The organism is Kribbella sp. NPDC058693, assembly GCF_042715335.1.
GTDB classification, from domain to species: Bacteria; Actinomycetota; Actinomycetes; order Propionibacteriales; family Kribbellaceae; genus Kribbella; species Kribbella jiaozuonensis.
The window spans coordinates 268850-286879 of record NZ_JBHXSQ010000006.1 but is presented as its reverse complement, the minus strand read 5'-3'; the positions used below and the strand labels follow the sequence as shown (position 1 = coordinate 286879).

15 protein-coding genes are annotated in these 18030 nt (G+C 67.9%); 7 read left to right on the top strand and 8 right to left on the bottom strand.

What is annotated here, in order from left to right:
- The first annotated feature begins 1 nt into the window (after nucleotide 1).
- Nucleotides 2–358, top strand: a complete 357-nt coding sequence (locus ACFWUU_RS38475; protein WP_380183328.1) for an MmcQ/YjbR family DNA-binding protein — start codon at nucleotides 2–4, stop codon at nucleotides 356–358.
- Here ACFWUU_RS38475 and ACFWUU_RS38470 read toward each other — a convergent pair.
- Nucleotides 355–1020, bottom strand: coding sequence for a maleylpyruvate isomerase family mycothiol-dependent enzyme (locus ACFWUU_RS38470; protein WP_380183326.1), 666 nt, complete (start codon nucleotides 1018–1020; stop codon nucleotides 355–357). The two genes, ACFWUU_RS38475 and ACFWUU_RS38470, sit on opposite strands and share 4 nt — an antisense overlap.
- A 31-nt stretch (nucleotides 1021–1051) precedes the next feature.
- Between ACFWUU_RS38470 and ACFWUU_RS38465 the strand changes: the two genes are divergently transcribed.
- Both ACFWUU_RS38465 and pgm read left to right on the top strand, forming a co-directional pair.
- Nucleotides 1052–2497 (top strand): fused MFS/spermidine synthase, encoded by a 1446-nt coding sequence (locus ACFWUU_RS38465; protein ID WP_380183324.1) that lies wholly within the window; start codon nucleotides 1052–1054, stop codon nucleotides 2495–2497.
- Nucleotides 2498–2520: 23 nt separating this feature from the next.
- Entirely contained in the window at nucleotides 2521–4143 is a 1623-nt protein-coding gene (gene pgm / locus ACFWUU_RS38460) for a phosphoglucomutase (alpha-D-glucose-1,6-bisphosphate-dependent) (protein ID WP_380183322.1), read from the top strand.
- Here the strand turns inward: pgm and ACFWUU_RS38455 are convergent.
- Together ACFWUU_RS38455 and ACFWUU_RS38450 are read right to left on the bottom strand one after the other, a co-directional pair.
- Nucleotides 4140–4514: a DUF3037 domain-containing protein gene (locus tag ACFWUU_RS38455; protein WP_380183320.1), complete on the bottom strand. Its 375-nt coding sequence runs from the start codon at nucleotides 4512–4514 to the stop codon at nucleotides 4140–4142. The two genes, pgm and ACFWUU_RS38455, sit on opposite strands and share 4 nt — an antisense overlap.
- Nucleotides 4514–5251, bottom strand: a complete 738-nt coding sequence (locus ACFWUU_RS38450) for a HipA family kinase (RefSeq protein WP_380183317.1) — start codon at nucleotides 5249–5251, stop codon at nucleotides 4514–4516. The genes ACFWUU_RS38455 and ACFWUU_RS38450 overlap by 1 nt, the downstream gene beginning before the upstream one ends.
- A gap of 34 nt (nucleotides 5252–5285) precedes the next feature.
- Here ACFWUU_RS38450 and ACFWUU_RS38445 point away from each other — a divergent pair, with 34 nt between their 5' ends.
- On the top strand, nucleotides 5286–6368 hold the full coding sequence (locus tag ACFWUU_RS38445; protein WP_380183314.1) for a glutamate--cysteine ligase: 1083 nt from the start codon (nucleotides 5286–5288) through the stop codon (nucleotides 6366–6368).
- Here the strand turns inward: ACFWUU_RS38445 and ACFWUU_RS38440 are convergent.
- From ACFWUU_RS38440 to ACFWUU_RS38425, 4 genes are all read right to left on the bottom strand, one after another.
- Complete coding sequence (locus ACFWUU_RS38440; RefSeq protein WP_380183312.1) at nucleotides 6325–8100, bottom strand: glycerophosphodiester phosphodiesterase family protein; 1776 nt, start codon at nucleotides 8098–8100, stop codon at nucleotides 6325–6327. The two genes, ACFWUU_RS38445 and ACFWUU_RS38440, sit on opposite strands and share 44 nt — an antisense overlap.
- A gap of 124 nt (nucleotides 8101–8224) precedes the next feature.
- The gene (locus ACFWUU_RS38435) at nucleotides 8225–10882 is read right to left on the bottom strand and encodes an ABC transporter permease (protein ID WP_380183310.1); all 2658 of its coding nucleotides are present in this window, start codon (nucleotides 10880–10882) and stop codon (nucleotides 8225–8227) included.
- Complete coding sequence (locus ACFWUU_RS38430; protein WP_137257700.1) at nucleotides 10879–11628, bottom strand: ABC transporter ATP-binding protein; 750 nt, start codon at nucleotides 11626–11628, stop codon at nucleotides 10879–10881. The genes ACFWUU_RS38435 and ACFWUU_RS38430 overlap by 4 nt, the downstream gene beginning before the upstream one ends.
- 124 nt (nucleotides 11629–11752) lie before the next feature.
- Nucleotides 11753–12727 (bottom strand): helix-turn-helix transcriptional regulator, encoded by a 975-nt coding sequence (locus ACFWUU_RS38425; protein WP_202877913.1) that lies wholly within the window; start codon nucleotides 12725–12727, stop codon nucleotides 11753–11755.
- 137 nt (nucleotides 12728–12864) lie between these two features.
- On the opposite strand from ACFWUU_RS38425, the gene ACFWUU_RS38420 reads away from it, so the two are divergent.
- Complete coding sequence (locus tag ACFWUU_RS38420; protein ID WP_380183308.1) at nucleotides 12865–16158, top strand: S8 family serine peptidase; 3294 nt, start codon at nucleotides 12865–12867, stop codon at nucleotides 16156–16158.
- 186 nt (nucleotides 16159–16344) lie between these two features.
- Here the strand turns inward: ACFWUU_RS38420 and ACFWUU_RS38415 are convergent, their stop codons facing one another.
- Nucleotides 16345–16959 carry a hypothetical protein gene (locus tag ACFWUU_RS38415; protein ID WP_380091333.1) on the bottom strand — a complete coding sequence of 205 codons (615 nt, stop codon included), beginning with the start codon at nucleotides 16957–16959 and terminating at the stop codon, nucleotides 16345–16347.
- A 140-nt stretch (nucleotides 16960–17099) separates the two neighbouring features.
- Here ACFWUU_RS38415 and ACFWUU_RS38410 point away from each other — a divergent pair, with 140 nt between their 5' ends.
- Together ACFWUU_RS38410 and ACFWUU_RS38405 are read left to right on the top strand one after the other, a co-directional pair.
- Nucleotides 17100–17552 carry a hypothetical protein gene (locus tag ACFWUU_RS38410; protein ID WP_380183306.1) on the top strand — a complete coding sequence of 151 codons (453 nt, stop codon included), beginning with the start codon at nucleotides 17100–17102 and terminating at the stop codon, nucleotides 17550–17552.
- 39 nt (nucleotides 17553–17591) lie between these two features.
- Nucleotides 17592–17996 carry a hypothetical protein gene (locus ACFWUU_RS38405; RefSeq protein ID WP_233715029.1) on the top strand — a complete coding sequence of 135 codons (405 nt, stop codon included), beginning with the start codon at nucleotides 17592–17594 and terminating at the stop codon, nucleotides 17994–17996.
- The last annotated feature ends 34 nt before the right edge of the window (nucleotides 17997–18030 follow it).

Genomic DNA, 18030 nt, shown 5'->3' with positions numbered 1-18030 from the left:
GATGGACGTCCTGGAACGCGTACGCCGCCTGTGCCTGGCGATGCCCGAGGCGACCGAGCGGCCGAGTCATGGCGAGCCGACCTGGTTCGTGCGGGACAAGAAGGTGTTCGTGATGTACGCCGATCACCACCACGACGACCGCCTCGGTGTGTGGATGGCAGCGCCACCCGGTGTGCAGGAGGCACTGGTCGCCGAGGACCCGGTGCACTTCTACCGGCCGCCGTACGTCGGGCACCGTGGCTGGCTTGGGGTGTACCTGGACGTGGATGTCGACTGGGAGCACTTCGAGGACCTGGTCGAGAACGCCTTCCGCCAGATCGCTCCGAAGACCCTCATCGCCCGGCTGGACGAGGTCTAGTCGTTCAACGGCACCGACGTCTGCGGGAGGATGGCAAGCTCTCTGCTCCAGGTCATGGCGTGCTCCGGTGAGTCCCACTCCCACTCCAGGATCTGCGCGGTACTGCGGCGCCCGAAGATGGCCCGGAACAGTTCGTAGGAGCTGGTGTGCGCCACAGTGGGCGGACCGTCGGAGCCGGCCGAATAGGTGCCGTCCGGGGTGATGACGGTCAACGGACCCGGCTCGTCGAGCATCCAGTCCAGAGTGGCCAGCCGGAGCTCGGTCGGCGGGCGCCCGCTGCCGATGGCTCCGTGCAGGTCGGCTTCATGGACTGCAGCGTCCACGTACGGGTTGCAGACCAGCGGGTGTGAGGTGGTGCCGTCGACGATCAGCTTCTCCAGCTGTGGGCCGACAGTCGCCCACTCGTCCAGCACCTCGGCCATCGGTAGGTTGCGACGCCTCTCGACCTGTACTGCGGTCCACGGCGGACGCGGTGCACCGACGACGTTTCCGACCACGAAGTCGGCCGCCACTCCGGTCAGGTGCGAGACCAGACTGTGCACGCTCCACTGCGGGCAGGCGGGCACCTGGCGATCGAGGTCGTCCACGCTGAGGTCGCGGACCGCGTCCGCCATCCGCTCGCGCCCGGCGTGGTACAGCTCCGCACTTCTCGTTGGGTCCATCACGTCTACATTGCACCGATAGGGTGACGCGATGGGCAAGGGCGAAGCTGGTCCGGTCGGTCAGAAGCTGGCGATTGCACTGGCGTTCGGGAGCTCCGCCGCCGTGATGGTGCTCGAGCTCGTGTCGCTCCGGCTGGTCGCGCCGTACATCGGACTGACGCTGGAGACGAACACTGCGGTCATCGGGGTCGCACTGGCTGCGATCGCGACCGGTGCGGCCCTCGGTGGCAAGTTCGCCGATGTGGTGCCGCCACAGCGGACGCTAGGCCCGCTGATCCTGTTCGGTGGCGCACTGGTGATGCTGATCCTCCCGGTGGTGCGGTGGACCGGCCAGGCGCTCGCCAACGACATGGTGTTCCTCGTCCTCGCCGTCACGCTCTTCGCACCCGCCTCGCTGCTGGCGGCCGTCACACCGATGGTGACCAAGCTGCGGCTGTCCACTCTGGAGCAGACCGGCACTGTCGTCGGCAGACTGTCCGCGTACGCGACGGTCGGCGGCATCGTCGGCACTGTGCTGACCGGATTCGTGTTCGTCGCTACCGTCCCGATCAGCACGATAATCCTGACGCTGGGCGCCGCATTGGTGGTCGCCGGTGCCGCACTGACGTTCATGCTGCGCGGTGTGCAGGCAGCGATTAAGCCGGTCGCTCTGGCAGTCATCGGCGCCACTCTGACCGTTGTCGCGCCACGTCCGTGCGAGGTCGAGACGGCGTACCACTGCGCCCGGGTGGTGGCGGACCCCAGTCGTGAGGGTGGACGGACGCTGTACCTCGACCAGCTGCGGCACTCGTACGTCGATCTGGACGATCCGACCTATCTGGAGTTCGAGTACATCAAGAACTTCGCAGCGGCGATCAACGGCAGTTGGCCGGCCGAGAAGCCGCTCGACGTTCTGCACGTGGGCGGTGGCGGGCTGACGATGCCGCGGTACCTGACCGCGACCCGGCCGGGCAGCAAGCACCAGGTGTACGAGATCGACCCGGCGGTGGTGGAGCTCGACAAGAAGGAGCTCGGAGTACGGACCGGACCGGACCTCGCGGTGACGGTGAAGGACGGGCGGCTCGGCGTACGCGATGAAGCGACGGACGGCCAGGACCTGGTCATCATGGACGCGTTCAGCGGGCAGTCCGTGCCGTGGCACCTCACCACCCGCGAGCTGATCACCGACGTACGCCGGGTGCTGCGGCCGGACGGGATCTACCTGATCAACGTCATCGACCACGGGCCGGCCCGGTTCGCGAAGGCGGAGGTCAAGACCGTGCAGGCGGTGTTCCCGTACGTCGGGGAGATCGTGCGGACCAACGGCAGTGGCGGGAACTTCGTGCTGATCGCATCCGACCGTCCGCTCGACGTACCGGCGATCAGCAGCCGGCTGGAGCCGGGGATGAAGTTCCTGGATCAGCCGACCAGCGACGGGCCCGTGCTCACCGACGACTTCGCGCCCGTGGACCAGCTGCTCACGCCGTACGGTCAGTGATGCTCTTGTGGTTGCATGTGGTCATGCACCCACGCGCAGGCCAGCCCGCTCAGCCCGAGGACCTCGTCGACGTCGACGCCATGCTGGCGGCGTACGACGACATCACGCCGGACGTGGACAATCCGGCCCAGAAGGTCGTCTTCGGTACGTCGGGGCACCGCGGCTCGAGCCTCGACGGCGCCTTCAACGAGGCACACATCCTGGCGATCACCCAGGCCGTCTGCGAGTACCGGGCCGGTCAGGATACGACGGGGCCGCTGCTCGTCGGACGGGACAGTCACGGCCTGTCGGAGCCGGCCTGGCGCACGGTGCTCGAGGTGCTGGCCGGCAACGACGTACAGACGCTCGTGGACAGCGCGGACCGGCTCACGCCGACCCCTGCGGTCTCGCATGCGATCCTGCGGCTCAACCGCGGCGCCGGCGCGGACGCGGACGGCATCGTCATCACGCCGTCGCACAACCCGCCGCGCGACGGCGGCATCAAGTACAACCCACCGCACGGTGGTCCGGCCGACTCCGACGCGACCAAGTGGATCGCCGATCGCGCCAACCAGCTGATCGCGGGCGGCAACCGCGAGGTACGCCGTACGCCGTTCGAGCAGGCCCGTCAGCAGGCGGGGGACTACGACTTCGTCGGGCACTACGTCGACGACCTGCCGTCGGTGCTCAACCTGGCCGCGATCCGGGATGCCGGCGTGAAGATCGGCGCCGACCCGCTGGGCGGTGCGAGTGTCGACTATTGGTCCGCGATCGCCGAGCGGCACAGTCTCGACCTGACCGTGGTGAACCCGCGGATCGATCCGGCCTGGTCGTTCATGACGCTGGACCACGACGGCAAGATCCGGATGGACTGCTCCTCGCCGTACGCGATGGCGTCGCTGGTCGCACAGCGGGACAAGTACGACGTGGCGACCGGGAACGACGCGGACGCCGACCGGCACGGGATCGTCACGCCGGACGCCGGACTGATGAACCCGAACCACTACCTGGCCGTCGCGATCTCCTACCTGTTCAGCAACCGCCAGTGGGGTGCGGACGTCGCTGTCGGCAAGACACTGGTGTCGTCGTCGCTGATCGACCGCGTGGTCGGTGACCTGGGCCGTCGGCTGTGGGAGGTGCCGGTCGGCTTCAAGTGGTTCGTGCCTGGGCTGATCGACGGCTCGGTCGGCTTCGGTGGTGAGGAGTCGGCCGGTGCGAGCTTCTTGCGCTTCGACGGCTCGGTGTGGACGACCGACAAGGACGGGATCCTGCTGGCGTTGCTGGCGAGTGAGATCACCGCTGTGACCGGGGAGACGCCGTCAAAGGCCCACGCGAAGCTGGTGGAGCGCTTCGGTGCGTCGGCGTACTCACGCGTTGACGCGCCCGCCACCCGCGAGCAGAAGGCCAAGCTGTCGGCCCTGTCCGCGGACGCGGTCACTGCGACCGAGTTGGCCGGTGAGCCGATCGTGGACCGGCTGACGAAGGCACCGGGTAACGGAGCCGCGATCGGTGGGCTGAAGGTCACCACCGAGTCGGCGTGGTTCGCCGCCCGCCCCTCCGGGACCGAGGACCTCTACAAGATCTACGGCGAGTCCTTCAAGGGCGCCGAACACCTGGAGCAGGTCTTCGAACAGGCCCGCGAGGTCGTGTCCGAAGCACTGGCCTAACGCACGAAGGCGTCCAGCAACCGCTCCAAGTCCGCAGCGGGATCCTCAGTGATCCCGCTGTGGATCGGTCCGGGGTGCACGACGGTACTGCGAGGCGCCGCCAGCCACCGGAACCGCTCACTGATCGTGGTCCCAGCGGCAGGGCCGCCGACCGGCTCACCGGCACAGATCGCGCGGATCTGATCCAGCGACGCACACACGACGTCCACGTCAACTGCCGGGTCCAAGGCCCTCAGACGTTCCGGCTTCACGTCCCAGCCGGCGCCCAGGTAGTCCAGCGCCCGGCAGTACAGCACCGCGCCGACGTTGATGAACTCGCCGCGCTGGATGCGCGGTGCGGCCCGCAGGATGACGTAGTCGAACGGTGCCATCACCGAGCACCTCCCGGCACCCACGCGGCCCGGTTCTCCAGCCGCGCCATCAGATGCCCCAGGTACCGCTCCCGGTCACCGTCACCCAGCCACTCGTCGGGAACCAGCCCGATCACCTCGGTCAACAGCTCCGGGGTGATCGCCGCGGCCAGCTCAGCGTCCACCTTCGCGACCCCAGGCACCGCCACCGAGAACACGTGGTCCGAGGCGTCGTACGGCAGCGAGGCGAACTTCTCCGCGGACATCCACGAGTGGTGGAAGTACAGCGCGGCGCCGTGGTCGATCAGCCACAGGTTCTTGTGCCAGACCAGCAGGTTCGTGTTGCGCCACGACCGGTCCACGTTCGCGACGAACGCGTCCAGCCACAGGATCCGCGCCATCGCTTCGTCACCGGGGTTGCCCGCCGAGCCGTCGTACCCGAAGGAGCCCGGCAGGAAGTCGACGGCGAGGTTCAGGCCGGCGCTGCGGATCAGCAGCTCCTGGATCTCGAAGTCGGGCTCGGACTTGCCGATCGCCGGGTCGAGCTGGATCAGCTTCAGCTCCGGCACCCGCAGGCCGAGGCGACGGAACAGCTCGCCGACGATCACCTCGGCCACCAGCGCCTTCGGGCCCTGGCCGGCGCCGTGGAACTTGATCACGTAGGTGCCGAGATCGTTGCCCTCGACAACACCTGGCAACGATCCGCCCTCACGCAGCGGCAGCACGTACCGGGTCGCGGTAACAACAGGCAGACTCACGCCGGAGAGCTTAGGCCATGGGTACCTGGCCGGCGTGAGGGTTCCGTCGTTCGGAGTAGAAGAAGAGCTCATGCTGGTATCCGCCACCGGCGATCCACTGCCACGCAGCAAGGCAGTCGTTGCGGACCTGCCAGACGTAGAGCTGGAGCTGACGCGCGCCATGGTGGAGATCAACTCACCGGTGTGCACAACTGCGGCGGAGTTGCGGGGGCATCTGTCGGATCTGCGTGCCAAACTCGCCGCGGCTGCCGCAGAGGAGGGAGCGCGGTTGCTGGCGATCGCAGTGCCTCCTCAGGGCGATGCGGCGCAGCCGATCACCAGGAAGGCGCGCTACCAGGAGCTGGAGCTGCGCTGGGGGCTGCTGGCGCGTGAACAGGGCGTCTGCGGTTGCCATGTCCATGTTGAGGTGCCGGACAAGCACGCCGCCGTCAGAGCCAGCAATCACGTACGGCCATGGCTCCCGGCGCTCCTGGCCCTCACGGCGAACTCCCCGATCTATCTGGGTCGTGACACCGGCTTCGCGAGCTGGCGGTGGCTGATGACGAGCCGGTGGCCGTGCGCCGGGCCACCGCCGTACCTGGAGTCGCCGGAGCACTTCGACGCGCTGGTGAGCATGCATCTGGCTGCCGGCACGCTCATCGACGAGCGGATGGTCTATTGGGACATCCGCCCGTCGTCGCACCTGCCGACGGTGGAGGTACGGGTCAGCGACGTACCACTGACCATCGACGAGACCGTGCTGCTGGCCACGCTGACCCGTGCGCTGGTGATGACGGCGCTGGAGGACGGCGGCCAGGGCCCGAAGCTCGAGCCCGAGGTACTGCGGGCCGCGTACTGGCTGGCTGCCCGCGACGGACTCACTGCGAACGGCGTCGACGTTCGCACCGCCGAACCGATGCCGGTGGCCGAACTCCTGAAGAGACTGCGGCAACACGTCGAACCAGCCCTGCAGGAGCTCGACGCACTGGAGTTGGTCGATGACGGACTCCAGCGCGCACTCACCGACGGCAACGGTGCGATCAAGCAGCGCAACGCGTTCCGTGAGGGCGGCGACTTCACCGCCCTCACGGAAGTCAGCGCAGGAAGTCCTCCAGACCGTGCAGGTCGTCGGTATTGATGTAGTCGACGTTCGCGGCGACCAGTTCGCGCCAGAGCGCCTCGCGGGCGGCGCCCGGCGTGTCCGGGGTCTCCCAGAAGCGGACCTTGTAGCCGGCGTGGTGCGCGCTGACCACGATGTCGTGCAGCTTGGTCTTCTCGGCCTCCGGCATCGGACCGATGCCGCGCCAGGTGAACACGTTCGACCAGTTGTCGCTGACCAGCGGCATCAACGACGCCGGCATCCCTGACTGCAGATCGCCCAGCCGGCCGTCGTACCCGGCGTACCGGACCTTCTGGGCCTTCATGTCGTCCAGCGGGCGGTTGCCACTGATCACCGAGGTGACGGCACCCTGATGGACGCGACCGTTCACGAAGATCGTGCTGATCCCGCGGTACTTCGCCAGCGCCTTATCGACCGCGGCGTACGTCGACGGTCCGTCGCTCTTGATGTCGATCAGCAGCTGGAAGTCCCGGCCGTGCCTGTACACCTGCCCGTGGTTCTGCCGGACCCGGTCCGCCAACGGCTTCAGGTACAGGCTCTCCAGGTTGCGACCCGGCTTGGCGTCCGCGAGGTCGTGTGCGACGCGCAGCTCACCGTCGACCAGCCATACGTCGGCTTCGACGCTGTTGAACCCGCGGTCGAGCGCATCCTGCAACGGCCGCCGGTGGTCGTAGTCGTTGTGCGCATGCGCCGAGGGCAACGCCCGTACGGCGGGAGCGTCGTACGCCTGCGGGAGGCGGAACCCTTCGGACCGTACGACGTCGCGCACGCGGTCCGGGTAGTCGCTGATGATGCCGTCGACGCCCTGGTCGATGAACCACTTGATCGTGGCCGGATCGTCGACCGTCCACGGGATCACCTTCAGGCCGGCCTTGTGTGCCGCCTTCACGGTGTCCTTGGTGAAGTACGGACGGAACGCCGGGTCGGTGATCTTGCCGCCCTGCGGGAAGCCGTCGACCGGCGAGATCGCCGAAGCGCCGAAGGACTTGACCGCCTTGATCGGGTCGCCGCCGAAGTCGTCGATATCGAGACCGCCCAGCCACGGCGACTTGCCCGGCTTGCCGACCTGCAGGAAGTCGAAGTTGTCCAGCGCGACCAGCGGCAGCTGCGGCATCACCTGGTGCATCCGCATCAGCGAACCCCAGTCGAAGCTCTGGATCGTCACCTGACGGGCGATGTTCGCCTTGCGGATCTCACTGGCGACCACCTGGACGAACTGCTCGCGCGGAGCGGTCTCGGTCGGCGCGCCGGCCTCGACCTTGGTCTCCACGTTCAGCTTCACGCCGTACGCGCGGTAGCGGTGCACGAGGGTGAAGATGTCGCGCAGCTCGGGCATGCGGGCGCCCGGGTCGGGCTGCTGCTCGGGGAAGTTCGCCTGCGGCAGCGAACCGCAGTCGAGCTGCTTGACCTGCTTCAGTGACAGCGTGTTGATGAACTTGCCGACGTACGGGTACTCCGGGTCGCCCGGCGTGTACGGCGCGGTGTCGCGGCACTTCTTGCCGTCGACCTTCCGGTCGTGGGTGACAACGGCGTACCCGTCCTGGGTGATCTGTACGTCGAGCTCCAGCGTGCTGACGCCGAGCTCCAGACCGTGTGAGAACGAGGCGATCGTGCTCTCCACGGTGAGTCCGAGACCACCACGGTGGGCCTGGATGTCGAAATCGCCACGGTGGGCGTCGGCCGGGGCGGCCGGAAGTAGCAGCCCGGCGATCAGCGCGCACGGCAGCAGTGCGCGGGGAAGGCGGCGCATGAGGGGTTCCTTCCGGAGGGGTTGTTGGGCGGATACTCCCGAGGCTGTCTGCCTCAGGAGTACCCCCACCCTCGCGAACGTAGCCGGTAGGTGTCCAGCCGGCTACGGAGCGGAGCCGATCACGCTACTCGTACTGGAGCGCCTCCAGCGGGTTCAGCTTCGCCGCGCGGCGGGCCGGCCAGATGGCTGCGAAGATGCCGACCACGACCGAGACGATGGCGAAGATCACCAGTTGGGCGACCGGGATCGTGAACGAGATCTCGTCGAGCCGCGCGGCCAGCAGTGATGCGAGGACCAGGCCAAGGACGATCCCGATGACTGCGCCTATCAGTGCGGTGATCACGCTCTCCTGCCGGATCATCCGTTTCACCTGGCCGCGGGTCAGACCGATCGCGCGCAGCATGCCGAGCTCGCGGGTCCGTTCGAAGACCGTCAGCACCAGCGTGTTGACGATGCCGAACAGACTGACCAGCACGGACAGCGCCAGCAGCACGTAGAGCACGTTCAGGATGCTCTTGATGCTGTCGGTCTGCGCCTTCTTGAACTCGTCCCGTGTCAGCGCCTTGGCGTTCGGGAACGTCCGCAGGGCATCGTTGAGGGTCGCGGTGTTCGCGTCGGTCACGCCACCGCTCATGTTGACGAACGTGTAGAGATTCAGCGGCTGCGAAGTGGTCGCGTCGAACGTGGCTGTCGAGATCGTCACGTTCCCGAACGGCGAGCCACCCGCCGGCGGCCGGAAGACGCCTTTCACCTGCAGTTGCAGGGTTTTCCCGGTGGCAGTCTGCATCGGGAACCGGGACCCGAGGACGAGCGCGTGACTGTCGGCGTACGCCGCATCGACGATCGCGCCGTCGGCCCCGAGCTCGCCGAGCGACGCCTGCGATCCGGACCGCCAGTCGAACGTGAGCAGCTCCGGCGCCTGCGGATCGACGGCAGTGATCGTGATCGTCTTGTCGAACGCCTTCGCCTGGCCGCCGCGCACGCTGGTGAGCTTCTCGACTCCCGGCACCTTCGCGACCTCCGCGGCGACCGGTGGCGGCAGCGGGCTGAAGTTGTTCTGCGCGGTGATCGCGTAGTCGGCGCTGAAGATCCCGTCGACCGCCTGCTCGAACGGCCGGATCAGACCCGCACCCAAGGTGGCGACGAGGGTGACCAGCGCCAGCCCGATCATCAGCGCGGCCGCGGTCGACGCCGTACGGTGTGGATCCCGCCGGCTGTTCTGCCCACCGATCGCCACGGCCGGTCCGTCCGGCAGTACGCCGGGGAACTCCGTATGGCGGCCGAACAGTCGCCGTATCGCCCACAACGGCACCAGAACGAACGGCCAGATCAGAGCGGTCAGTACGACGACCGACCAGCGCGCGATCGGATCCGCCACCGCCGCCAACGGCTTGACGAGACGCGAGGAGAACAAGGCGATCCCGATGAACAGCAGCAACACCCCGGCGCCCAGCAAGATCAGCAGCGTCTTGGTCGACAGCCCATCGGCGAACAATCCGACCAGCACGAGCGCGATCCCGCCCGCGGCGAGCAGCGCAGCACCGACCGGCCGATAGCGGTTCAGCCGCCCGGGCGCGAGCGTCGCGCCCTCGCGGACAGCGGCGATCGGCGGCACCCGCGTCGCCCGCCACGCCGGACGCAGACTGGCCACGACGGTCACCAGTACGCCGACGATCAGTGCGACCACGATCGTCCGGGTCCGGAACACCAGCCCGTTGTTCGGCAGCGTGAAACCGACCGCGTCGAACAGCTTGAACAACCCGGTCGCGATCGCGAGCCCGAGGAACAGTCCCACCACCGACGCGACCAAGCCGGTCACGAATGCTTCCAGCACCACCGTGCCGAGGAGCTGGCGCCGCGACGCGCCGAGCGTGCGCAGGGTCGCGAACTCACGGGTGCGCTGGGCGATCGTGATCGACAGCGAGTTGGCGATCACGAACGAGCCGACGAACAGCGCGATCCCGCCGAACACCAGCAGGAACGTCTGCAGGAAGCTCAGGAAACTGGACGTACCGGCCGCATCCTCCTTGGCCTGCTCGTCGGCCGTTCGGACCTGTGTTGCCTCCGGCAAGATTTGCCGTACGGCGTCGAGCATCTGCTGCTCGCTGGTACCGGACTTGGTCGCGATCAGGATCTGGTCGAGCTTGCCGGTCTTGTCGAACAACCGCTGCGCCGTACCGAGGTCGAACCCGGCCAGCGTCGCACCGCCGATCGACGACACCGCGCCGAACTCGACCAGCCCGGAGATCTTCATCTGCTCGGCCGCGCCGCGGGCCTGCACGCCGATCGTGTCGCCGGTCGTGAATCCCTTCTCCTTGGCGGTTTTCGTGTCGATCACGACCTGGTCACCGCTGGGCCATGCACCCGACACGAGCGTGAGCGAGTTGAACTGCGGCAGCCCGGGGTCGACGCTGAACCCGAGGTTCGGGGCGCCGCCGAACACGATCGACTTGCCGTCCTTGCCGATCAGCTGCGCCTCGCCGTTCACCGAACCGCCGGCCGCACCGACCTCGGGCAGCCCGCGCACCTTCGCGAGCAGGCCGGCGTCGAACGGGGGAGCGGTCACGGTCCCGTCCTCGGACGCGTCGAACGCATTCTTGCCGGTGATCGCGGCGTCGGTGTTCTTGTAGTTCTGGGTGAAGATCGAGTCGAACGCGGACGTGATCGAGTCGGTCAGCACGTACGTGCCCGAGATCAGCGCGACTCCGAGGACGACGCCGATCGCGGTCAGCGCCGTACGGAGCTTGCGGGCCAGCAGGCCCTGGAGCGCGAACTTGATCACTGCAGGTCCAGCGTGTCGATGATCTGCAGGATCTCGTGCTGGTTGGACCGGCCGGTCTCCTTCACGATCTCGCCGTCGGCCAGGTACAGCACCCGGTCGGCCATCGCAGCGGCCTTCGCGTCGTGCGTCACCATCACGGTGGTCTGGCCGTACTCCTCGACCGACGATCGCATCAGCGTGAGGATCTCGCCGCTGGTCCGGGAGTCGAGGTTGCCGGTCGGCTCGTCTGCGAACACGACGGTCGGCCGCGACACCAATGCCCGCGCGATCGCGACGCGCTGCTGCTGACCGCCGGACAGCTCGGCCGGCCGGTGCTCGAGGCGGTCGGCCAGGCCGACCCGGCTGACCAACTCGTCGAAGAACTCCGGATCCGGCTTCGCGCCCGCGATCGTCAACGGCAGCAGGATGTTGTCACGCGCGGTCAGCATCGGCAGCAGGTTGAAGAACTGGAAGATGAAACCGATGTGCTGACGACGGAGCTTGGTCAGCGCGTCGTCACCGAGCGTCGTGATCTCGATACCGTCGATCTTCACCGAGCCGGACGTCGGCCGGTCCAGTCCCGCCAGGATGTGCATCAGCGTCGACTTGCCCGACCCGGACGGCCCCATCACCGCCGTCAGCTGTCCGGGTTCGATCCGTACTCCGACCCCGCGCAGCGCGTGTACCGCCGTATCGCCTTCGCCGTAGACGCGGACGAGGTCCTTCGCATCCACGACCTCGATGACATCGCTGACTGTCCCCTCCATTGCCGATCGCCCTCCCTGGCTGATCAGCGGCCACCCCAGACGACCGGTCGACAAACTGCTCCGAGTCTGCTCGCGTTCGAGCGGGACCGACAGGGGGTTATCCCCGGATCCGACCCTGAACGGTTCAGATCCAGCCGCGGCGGGCGGCGTGGAAGCCGAGTTGGAGGCGCGTGTCGGCGGAGACGAGGTCCATCAGAGCGCGGACGCGACGCTGGACCGTGCGCATGGACAGGTTGAGCTGGTTGGCCACCGCCTGGTCGGTGAGGCCGGCCAGCAGCAGACCGAGGATGCGGGCGTCCAGATCGGGCAATCCGTCAGTCAGCCCTTCCGCCATGCCGTTCGAGCCCAGTACGAGCGGAAGCCCGTCACGCCACACGCGGTCGAACAGAGCGAGCAGTGCGTCGAGCATCCCGCTGCTGTGCACGATCAGCGCACCGATGCTGCCCCCTGCTCCAGACAACAACGGCACCAACGCAATCCGCCGATCCACGATCAGCAACCGCATCGGAAGCTCCTGTACGACGCGGACCTCCTCGCCCGCGTTCAGCGAATCGGACGCGGCCGCGAAGAACCCGGGCCGGTTGAACGCGCTCCGCTCGATCAGCACGCGGTAGCGAACTCCTCGCGTGACCGCGGCGTCCTCCTCCTTGTTGTCCTCGGGTGGCACGACCGCGATCTCTGCCTTGACGAAGCCGAGCACCTCTTCCCGCGCCGACATCTGCAGCTGTGCGAACCGTTGCCCGACCGCATTGGCCCCGCGCACCACATCCACCACGTCACTGACCGACCGCTCGGTGTCCGTGCCCCGGTACACCTCCGCGAGCGACTCGATCTCGCGCTGCGCTCGTCGCAGCTCCTCCTCGCGCTGCACCGCGAGCGCAGCCAGCGCGACCGACGGCGGCGAGGCGACGTACCGGTCTGAGCTGCCGCTGGATCGGGCAGCGAGCCCGAGCGTCTCCAGGGCGGTCAAGGAGCGTGCCGCCTCGATGGGATGACAGCTGAGCCGGGCAGCGAGCTCGGCAGCGTCGTACGACGGCACCTCGACGAGGGCGCGGTACGCGAGTTCTTCGGAGTCATCCAGTCCGAGCACGTCGAGCACGATGCCTCCCGGTGGGCGGGGGAGTGGGAGTCAGAGCCTGGCGGGTAACCGCATTGTCGCAATCTTGCCACCGACTGCCCATCCTTCGCTGGCGGTTTTGCGATGAACTCATCCCCATGCGCAAAGCCTTGATAGGCGTGGCCATTACCGCCCTTCTCGCCCTCACTGTTCCTCCCGCGGCCGCAGCGCCGCCCGAGCCCTCCCTGCCCGTCCAGGTGGACAGCACGAAGTCGGTCACTTTGATCACCGGCGACAAAGTGCAGGTGTCACCGGCCGGCTCAGGCCGCAGCAACGTGCGCTTCTTCCCAGCTAACGCAGCGGACTCCGGCTACGAGACGCGGACCGTCGGCAAGGACCTGTACGTCGTACCCGACAGCGCCGCCCGCCTCGTCAACAGCGGCAAGGTGGACCAGGCGCTGTTCAACGTGAGCGGTCTGATCCGGCAGGGGTACGACGACTCGTCCACTGACCAGATCCCCGTCATAGCGACGTACAAGCCGACCGCCCGCGCCGCCCAGCAGGCCGTGCCCGCCGGCTCCACTCGGACGCGGGCGCTGCCGTCCGTTAGCGCAGCTGCGTACAAGACCGACAAGACCCGTGCACACGACACCTGGCAGGCGTTGTCGACCGGTCGGGACGTCCAGAAGGTCTGGCTCGACCTGAAGGTGCACAAGACCCTCGACCAGAGCGTCCCGTACGTCGGCGCTCCGCAGGCCTGGGCCGCCGGGTACGACGGCACCGGTACGACGGTCGCCGTACTGGACTCAGGTGTCGACGCCGAACACCCGGACCTGGTCGGTGCGGTCAAGGAGCAGAAGAACTTCACCGACAGCCCGGACGTAGCCGACCACGACGGTCACGGCACCCATACGTCCTCCACCGTCGCGGGTCGGGGCGTCGCCTCCAACGGCCGCAACAAGGGTGTCGCGCCAGGCGCCCAACTGCTGTCCGGCAAGGTGCTCAACGACTACGGCAGCGGTGACCTCTCCTGGATCATTGCCGGCATGGAGTGGGCCGTCGCCGAGGGCGCCGACGTCATCAGCATGAGCATCGGTACGTCGGAACCCGTCGACTGCACCGACCCGATGGCAGCCGCCGTCGACCGGATCAGCGCCGAGTCCGGCGTCCTGTTCGTCATTGCCGCAGGCAACCTCGGCGGACCGGCCGAGGCGATCACCAGCCCGGGCTGCGCCGCGTCCGCGATGACCGTTGCCGCCACCGACCTCACGCAGACCACGGCGGACTTCTCCAGCCGCGGTCCGGTACTAGCGAACCACGCGGTCAAGCCCGACATCGCAGCGCCCGGCGTGGACATCACCGCCGCCCGCGCAGGCGGCCGCGGCGACTCGGCGTACATCGACATGAGCGGTACGTCGATGGCGACGCCGCACGTGGCCGGTGCGGCAGCGATCCTCAAGCAGGAGCACCCGACCTGGACCGGCCAGCAACTCAAGGCGGTCCTGCAGAACTCGGTACGCGCGGAGAGCAAGGTCGGCATCTACGAGCAAGGAGCCGGTGAACTCAACGTCGCGCAGGCAGTGACGCAACAGGTCACTGGTCCGGCCACTACCGATCTCGGCACGTTCGCCTGGCCGCACACCTCCGGCCAGAAGGTCACGAAGCAGCTCACCTACCACAACGACGGCACCGAGGCCGTCACGTTGACCGTCACGGCCGATGCCCGCGGCAACAACGGGAAACCGTTGCCGTCGTCCCTGATCACGTTCGGCAACTCGCTCACCATCCCGGCCGGTGGCACCGCTGACCTACCGGTCGCAGTCGACCCGTCCAAGGCAATCGACTACGGCCTGTATGGCGCGATCAGCACCCGCGTGGTTGCCAAGAGCAACAGCGGGCAGACGGTGGTCACGCCGCTCGGGTTCTACCTCGAGCCGCAGTACGTCGACGTCACGTTCAAGCTGATCGACCGCGACGGGAAGCCGGCCACGTCGATCTCTTCGCTGGATGTCTTCGACCTCGACAGCATCGCCGCGCAGCGAGTCGGCTTCGACGGCACGGATCAAACGCTGCACCTGCGCGCCGGCACCTACTCGCTGGCCGCGACGATCGCGCACGACGGCGCCGATGGATTGGTGGACTCGTACGCGTTCCTCGGCGATCCCGAGCTCACGCTGACGAAGAACACCACGATCACGTACGACGCCCGCACGGCCGCTGAGGCGACCGTGACAACCGACCGGCCGACGCAACGCAAGGCCGGCAGCCTGACCTACGGGCGGGTGATCGACAACTGGATCCTGTCGTCGAGCCGCAGCTACGGCACGACAGTCAAGGTCTATCTCGGAACGACGTCCAAGGCCCGTCGTGGGACGTTCGAGGTGGTCGAAGGGTGGCAGTACGCATCGCCCGCCGGCGCGAAGTCGCCGTACCTCTACAGCCTGGCGTTCACGCACGAGCAGCAGGTGAAGGGCAAGCCGACGCACCGGGTCCGCGACCGCGACCTGGCAACGATCGACGCGACGTACTACACGCCGGGCAAGGACTACACGTACTCCGAGTACGTCGACGTGTGGCGGCCGTGGAGCATCAACCTGATCCCGACCGGCGATCGCGGATCGGTCGCGGCGCCGACGCGCGTGCAGCATCTCGTCACCGCCGACAAGGACACCAAGGTGTCGCAGATGGTCGGGCACGCGGACGCGATGGCGTGGCCGTTCGCGACGCTGATGACGTCCATGGCGACGGCGTACAGGGCGGGAAGCCGGCACAGCGAGAGCTGGTACAAGGCCGGACTGCGGCCGGGGCTCGTGACCGATCAGACGACCGGGCAGAAGTACGCCCCGGCGGCGCGGGACGGCAACACGGTCTGGAGCAACTTCGCCAGCTGGGCGGACACGCAGCCCGGTCACTTCTCGTCGCAGGGCTTCCTCGACCTGGGCGGCACCGAGCTGTTCGCGAACGGCGTCTCGCTGGGGGAGTACGGGTACTACGGCCAGGGTGTCTGGGACGTGCCGGCAGCGGCGACCGATCTCGAGCTGAAGTACGACCTGATCCGCTGGCAGCGCGGCGACTACAAGTGGGAGTCGCCGTCGACGGTCGAGACCCGGTGGAAGTGGCGCAGTTCGTCGGCGGACGCGGGTAAGCCGCTGCCGCTGCTGTTCCCCGACTACGACCTGCCCGTCGACCTCCACGACCGGGCAGCGCGGGTCCCGGCGTTCCCGGTCACGATCAGCGCGGAGTCCGGCCAGTGGTACAGCGCGGGCCGCTTCACGACGGCTCGCGTGTCAGCGTCGTACGACGACGGTGCGACCTGGGCGAACGTCCCGACCGTCAACCTCGGCACGAAGGCGATCGCGCTGGTCAACAACCTGAAGGCGACCTCGTTCGTCACGCTCAAGGTCGAGCTGACGGACACCCACGGGAAGTCGGTCACGCAGACGCTGAACCACTTCTACGGAGTGGTGAGTTAGAGGTGCCGGACCGGGAAGCGCCTCACGGCGCGTGGCCGCTCGTAGCGGCTAATTTTGGGACCCGGGGCTTGCACCGGCCCGACACCTCGAACAGTGTAACCGGTGCCCAAACCCCTTGTCCTGTTGGGATCTCGGGCTTCAAGACGCACCAACTACCGCTATAACATCCGAACGCGCCGGACGCAACTACCACAAATGTCCGGCGCGTTCGGCGCGCGCCGCGGTCTGCAGCTGATCTGCGGTCTCGACCAGTTTCGACGCGGAAAGCACCTGGTCATGCCCGTCGTCCGCGAGATGCGCCCGCCCGGTCGCGATGATCCGCGCGAACGCGGCCGCCCGGTCCAGCGTGGTCGCGAAATCCCCGGTCGCGACACCCCGCAGTACTGCGTCGACCATGTCGCGGACCTCGGCCGGACCGGGTGGCTCGGCGACGCCCGCGACGACGGCGTGCACCTCGGCGTACTTGCGGCCGGTGGCGAACTCGCGGGATACCTCTTCGGCGTTGGAGTGCACCCAGGAGCGCAGTACATAGAGCCGCCAGAGCGCACCGGGCAGCGAGTCGGCGGGGGAGTCGGACCACAGCTCGGCCAGCTCGTCGAGGCCGTACTCATCCGCGAGCTTGACCACCCGGGCATGCACCTCGGCGTCCTCGGACTTGCGTACGCCGCGGACCAGCAGCTCGGCGGTCCGGTGCGCGGCCTCGGTGACGGTCGCCGGGTCCGCGGCACCGGGCAGCGACTCGAACAACTTGTTGCCCGGCAGGATCGGACGGCGCGGGTTGGGGGTGGTCACGGCGTCCATGGTGCCTGACGCGACGAACGTCCGCATGCCGACGCGACCCGGTTGACCGAAATGGGTGTGCGGAGGCCCGCCTGTGACCCGCTTCGGTGGCTGTGCCGTATACCTGGAAGCCAACAGCCCGACCGTCGAAGGAGCCCCGGATGGCCACGATTCGTCTGCATGCGACCACGAGCGTGACGCCTGAGCAGTTCGTCGCCGGGCTGACGGACTTCGGGCCGGGCCGTAAGGAGCTGTTCGGGAACAGCACGGACGAGTACTTGGTCGTCCACTCGCGCGGCGAGCACGAGGCCGATGTCACCGAAGGGTCGTCCGGAATCTGGGAACGCCTCCGGTACGACTGGTCCGACCCCGAGCACGTCGTGCTGACCACGACGGACTCCAACATCTGGGGCGGACGTTCCGGGCACACCTACGACTTCACGCGGCAGCCCGACGGGACGACCGCGGTGGACGTCACCGTGGTCCGGGACGGCAAGAACCTGAAGGGACGGCTGCTCGCGCTCGTTGTCGGGACCGTCGGCAAGTCCGTGCTGACCAAAGCCTTCGCGAAGACTGTCAACGCCATCGAGGCCAGGAGCGCCCGCCCCAGCTAGAACGCCGCCGCGTAACCCCGCGGCCAGTACGCTCGGTGCATGGCCGGTGCGGGGAAAACGAATGGCAAGCTGGCGAAGAACATCGTCAAGTACGGCGTGCGGTACGGCCCGCTCGTCGTCGAGGCGGTGCGGCACGGGCGCGAGCCGGCCCAGCAGGCGGTCCAGGCCGCGTGGGCGAAACGCTCCGCGCGCCGGAAGGCGGTCGAGCATGCTCTCACCGTGCGCGACGGCTCCTTGCTGAAGGTGATCAAGGACGGTCAGGCGATCTTCTTCGTGTTCTCCGGCGACGCGATCGTCACGACATACCCGCCGGTGCCGCAGGCGACGTACCCCGAGCTGCTGCGGCACGCCGACCTGGACAAACGGGAGCCGGCCGTCGTCCTCGCCGCGCGGAAGCCTCGCCCGCACATGCCGCACCTGCCGAAGGTCCGGCGCAAAGGTTGACGCGGGCGTAACATTCCGGACCCGGCGGGGCAAC

Coding starts and splice junctions, on each gene's coding strand:
- ACFWUU_RS38475 (WP_380183328.1), top strand. CDS start 2: ATGGACGTCCTGGAACGCGTACGCCGCCTGTGCCTGGCGATGCCCGAG.
- ACFWUU_RS38470 (WP_380183326.1), bottom strand. CDS start 1,020: ATGGACCCAACGAGAAGTGCGGAGCTGTACCACGCCGGGCGCGAGCGG.
- ACFWUU_RS38465 (WP_380183324.1), top strand. CDS start 1,052: ATGGGCAAGGGCGAAGCTGGTCCGGTCGGTCAGAAGCTGGCGATTGCA.
- pgm (WP_380183322.1), top strand. CDS start 2,521: ATGCACCCACGCGCAGGCCAGCCCGCTCAGCCCGAGGACCTCGTCGAC.
- ACFWUU_RS38455 (WP_380183320.1), bottom strand. CDS start 4,514: ATGGCACCGTTCGACTACGTCATCCTGCGGGCCGCACCGCGCATCCAG.
- ACFWUU_RS38440 (WP_380183312.1), bottom strand. CDS start 8,100: ATGCGCCGCCTTCCCCGCGCACTGCTGCCGTGCGCGCTGATCGCCGGG.
- ACFWUU_RS38430 (WP_137257700.1), bottom strand. CDS start 11,628: ATGGAGGGGACAGTCAGCGATGTCATCGAGGTCGTGGATGCGAAGGAC.
- ACFWUU_RS38415 (WP_380091333.1), bottom strand. CDS start 16,959: ATGGACGCCGTGACCACCCCCAACCCGCGCCGTCCGATCCTGCCGGGC.
- ACFWUU_RS38410 (WP_380183306.1), top strand. CDS start 17,100: ATGGCCACGATTCGTCTGCATGCGACCACGAGCGTGACGCCTGAGCAG.
- ACFWUU_RS38405 (WP_233715029.1), top strand. CDS start 17,592: ATGGCCGGTGCGGGGAAAACGAATGGCAAGCTGGCGAAGAACATCGTC.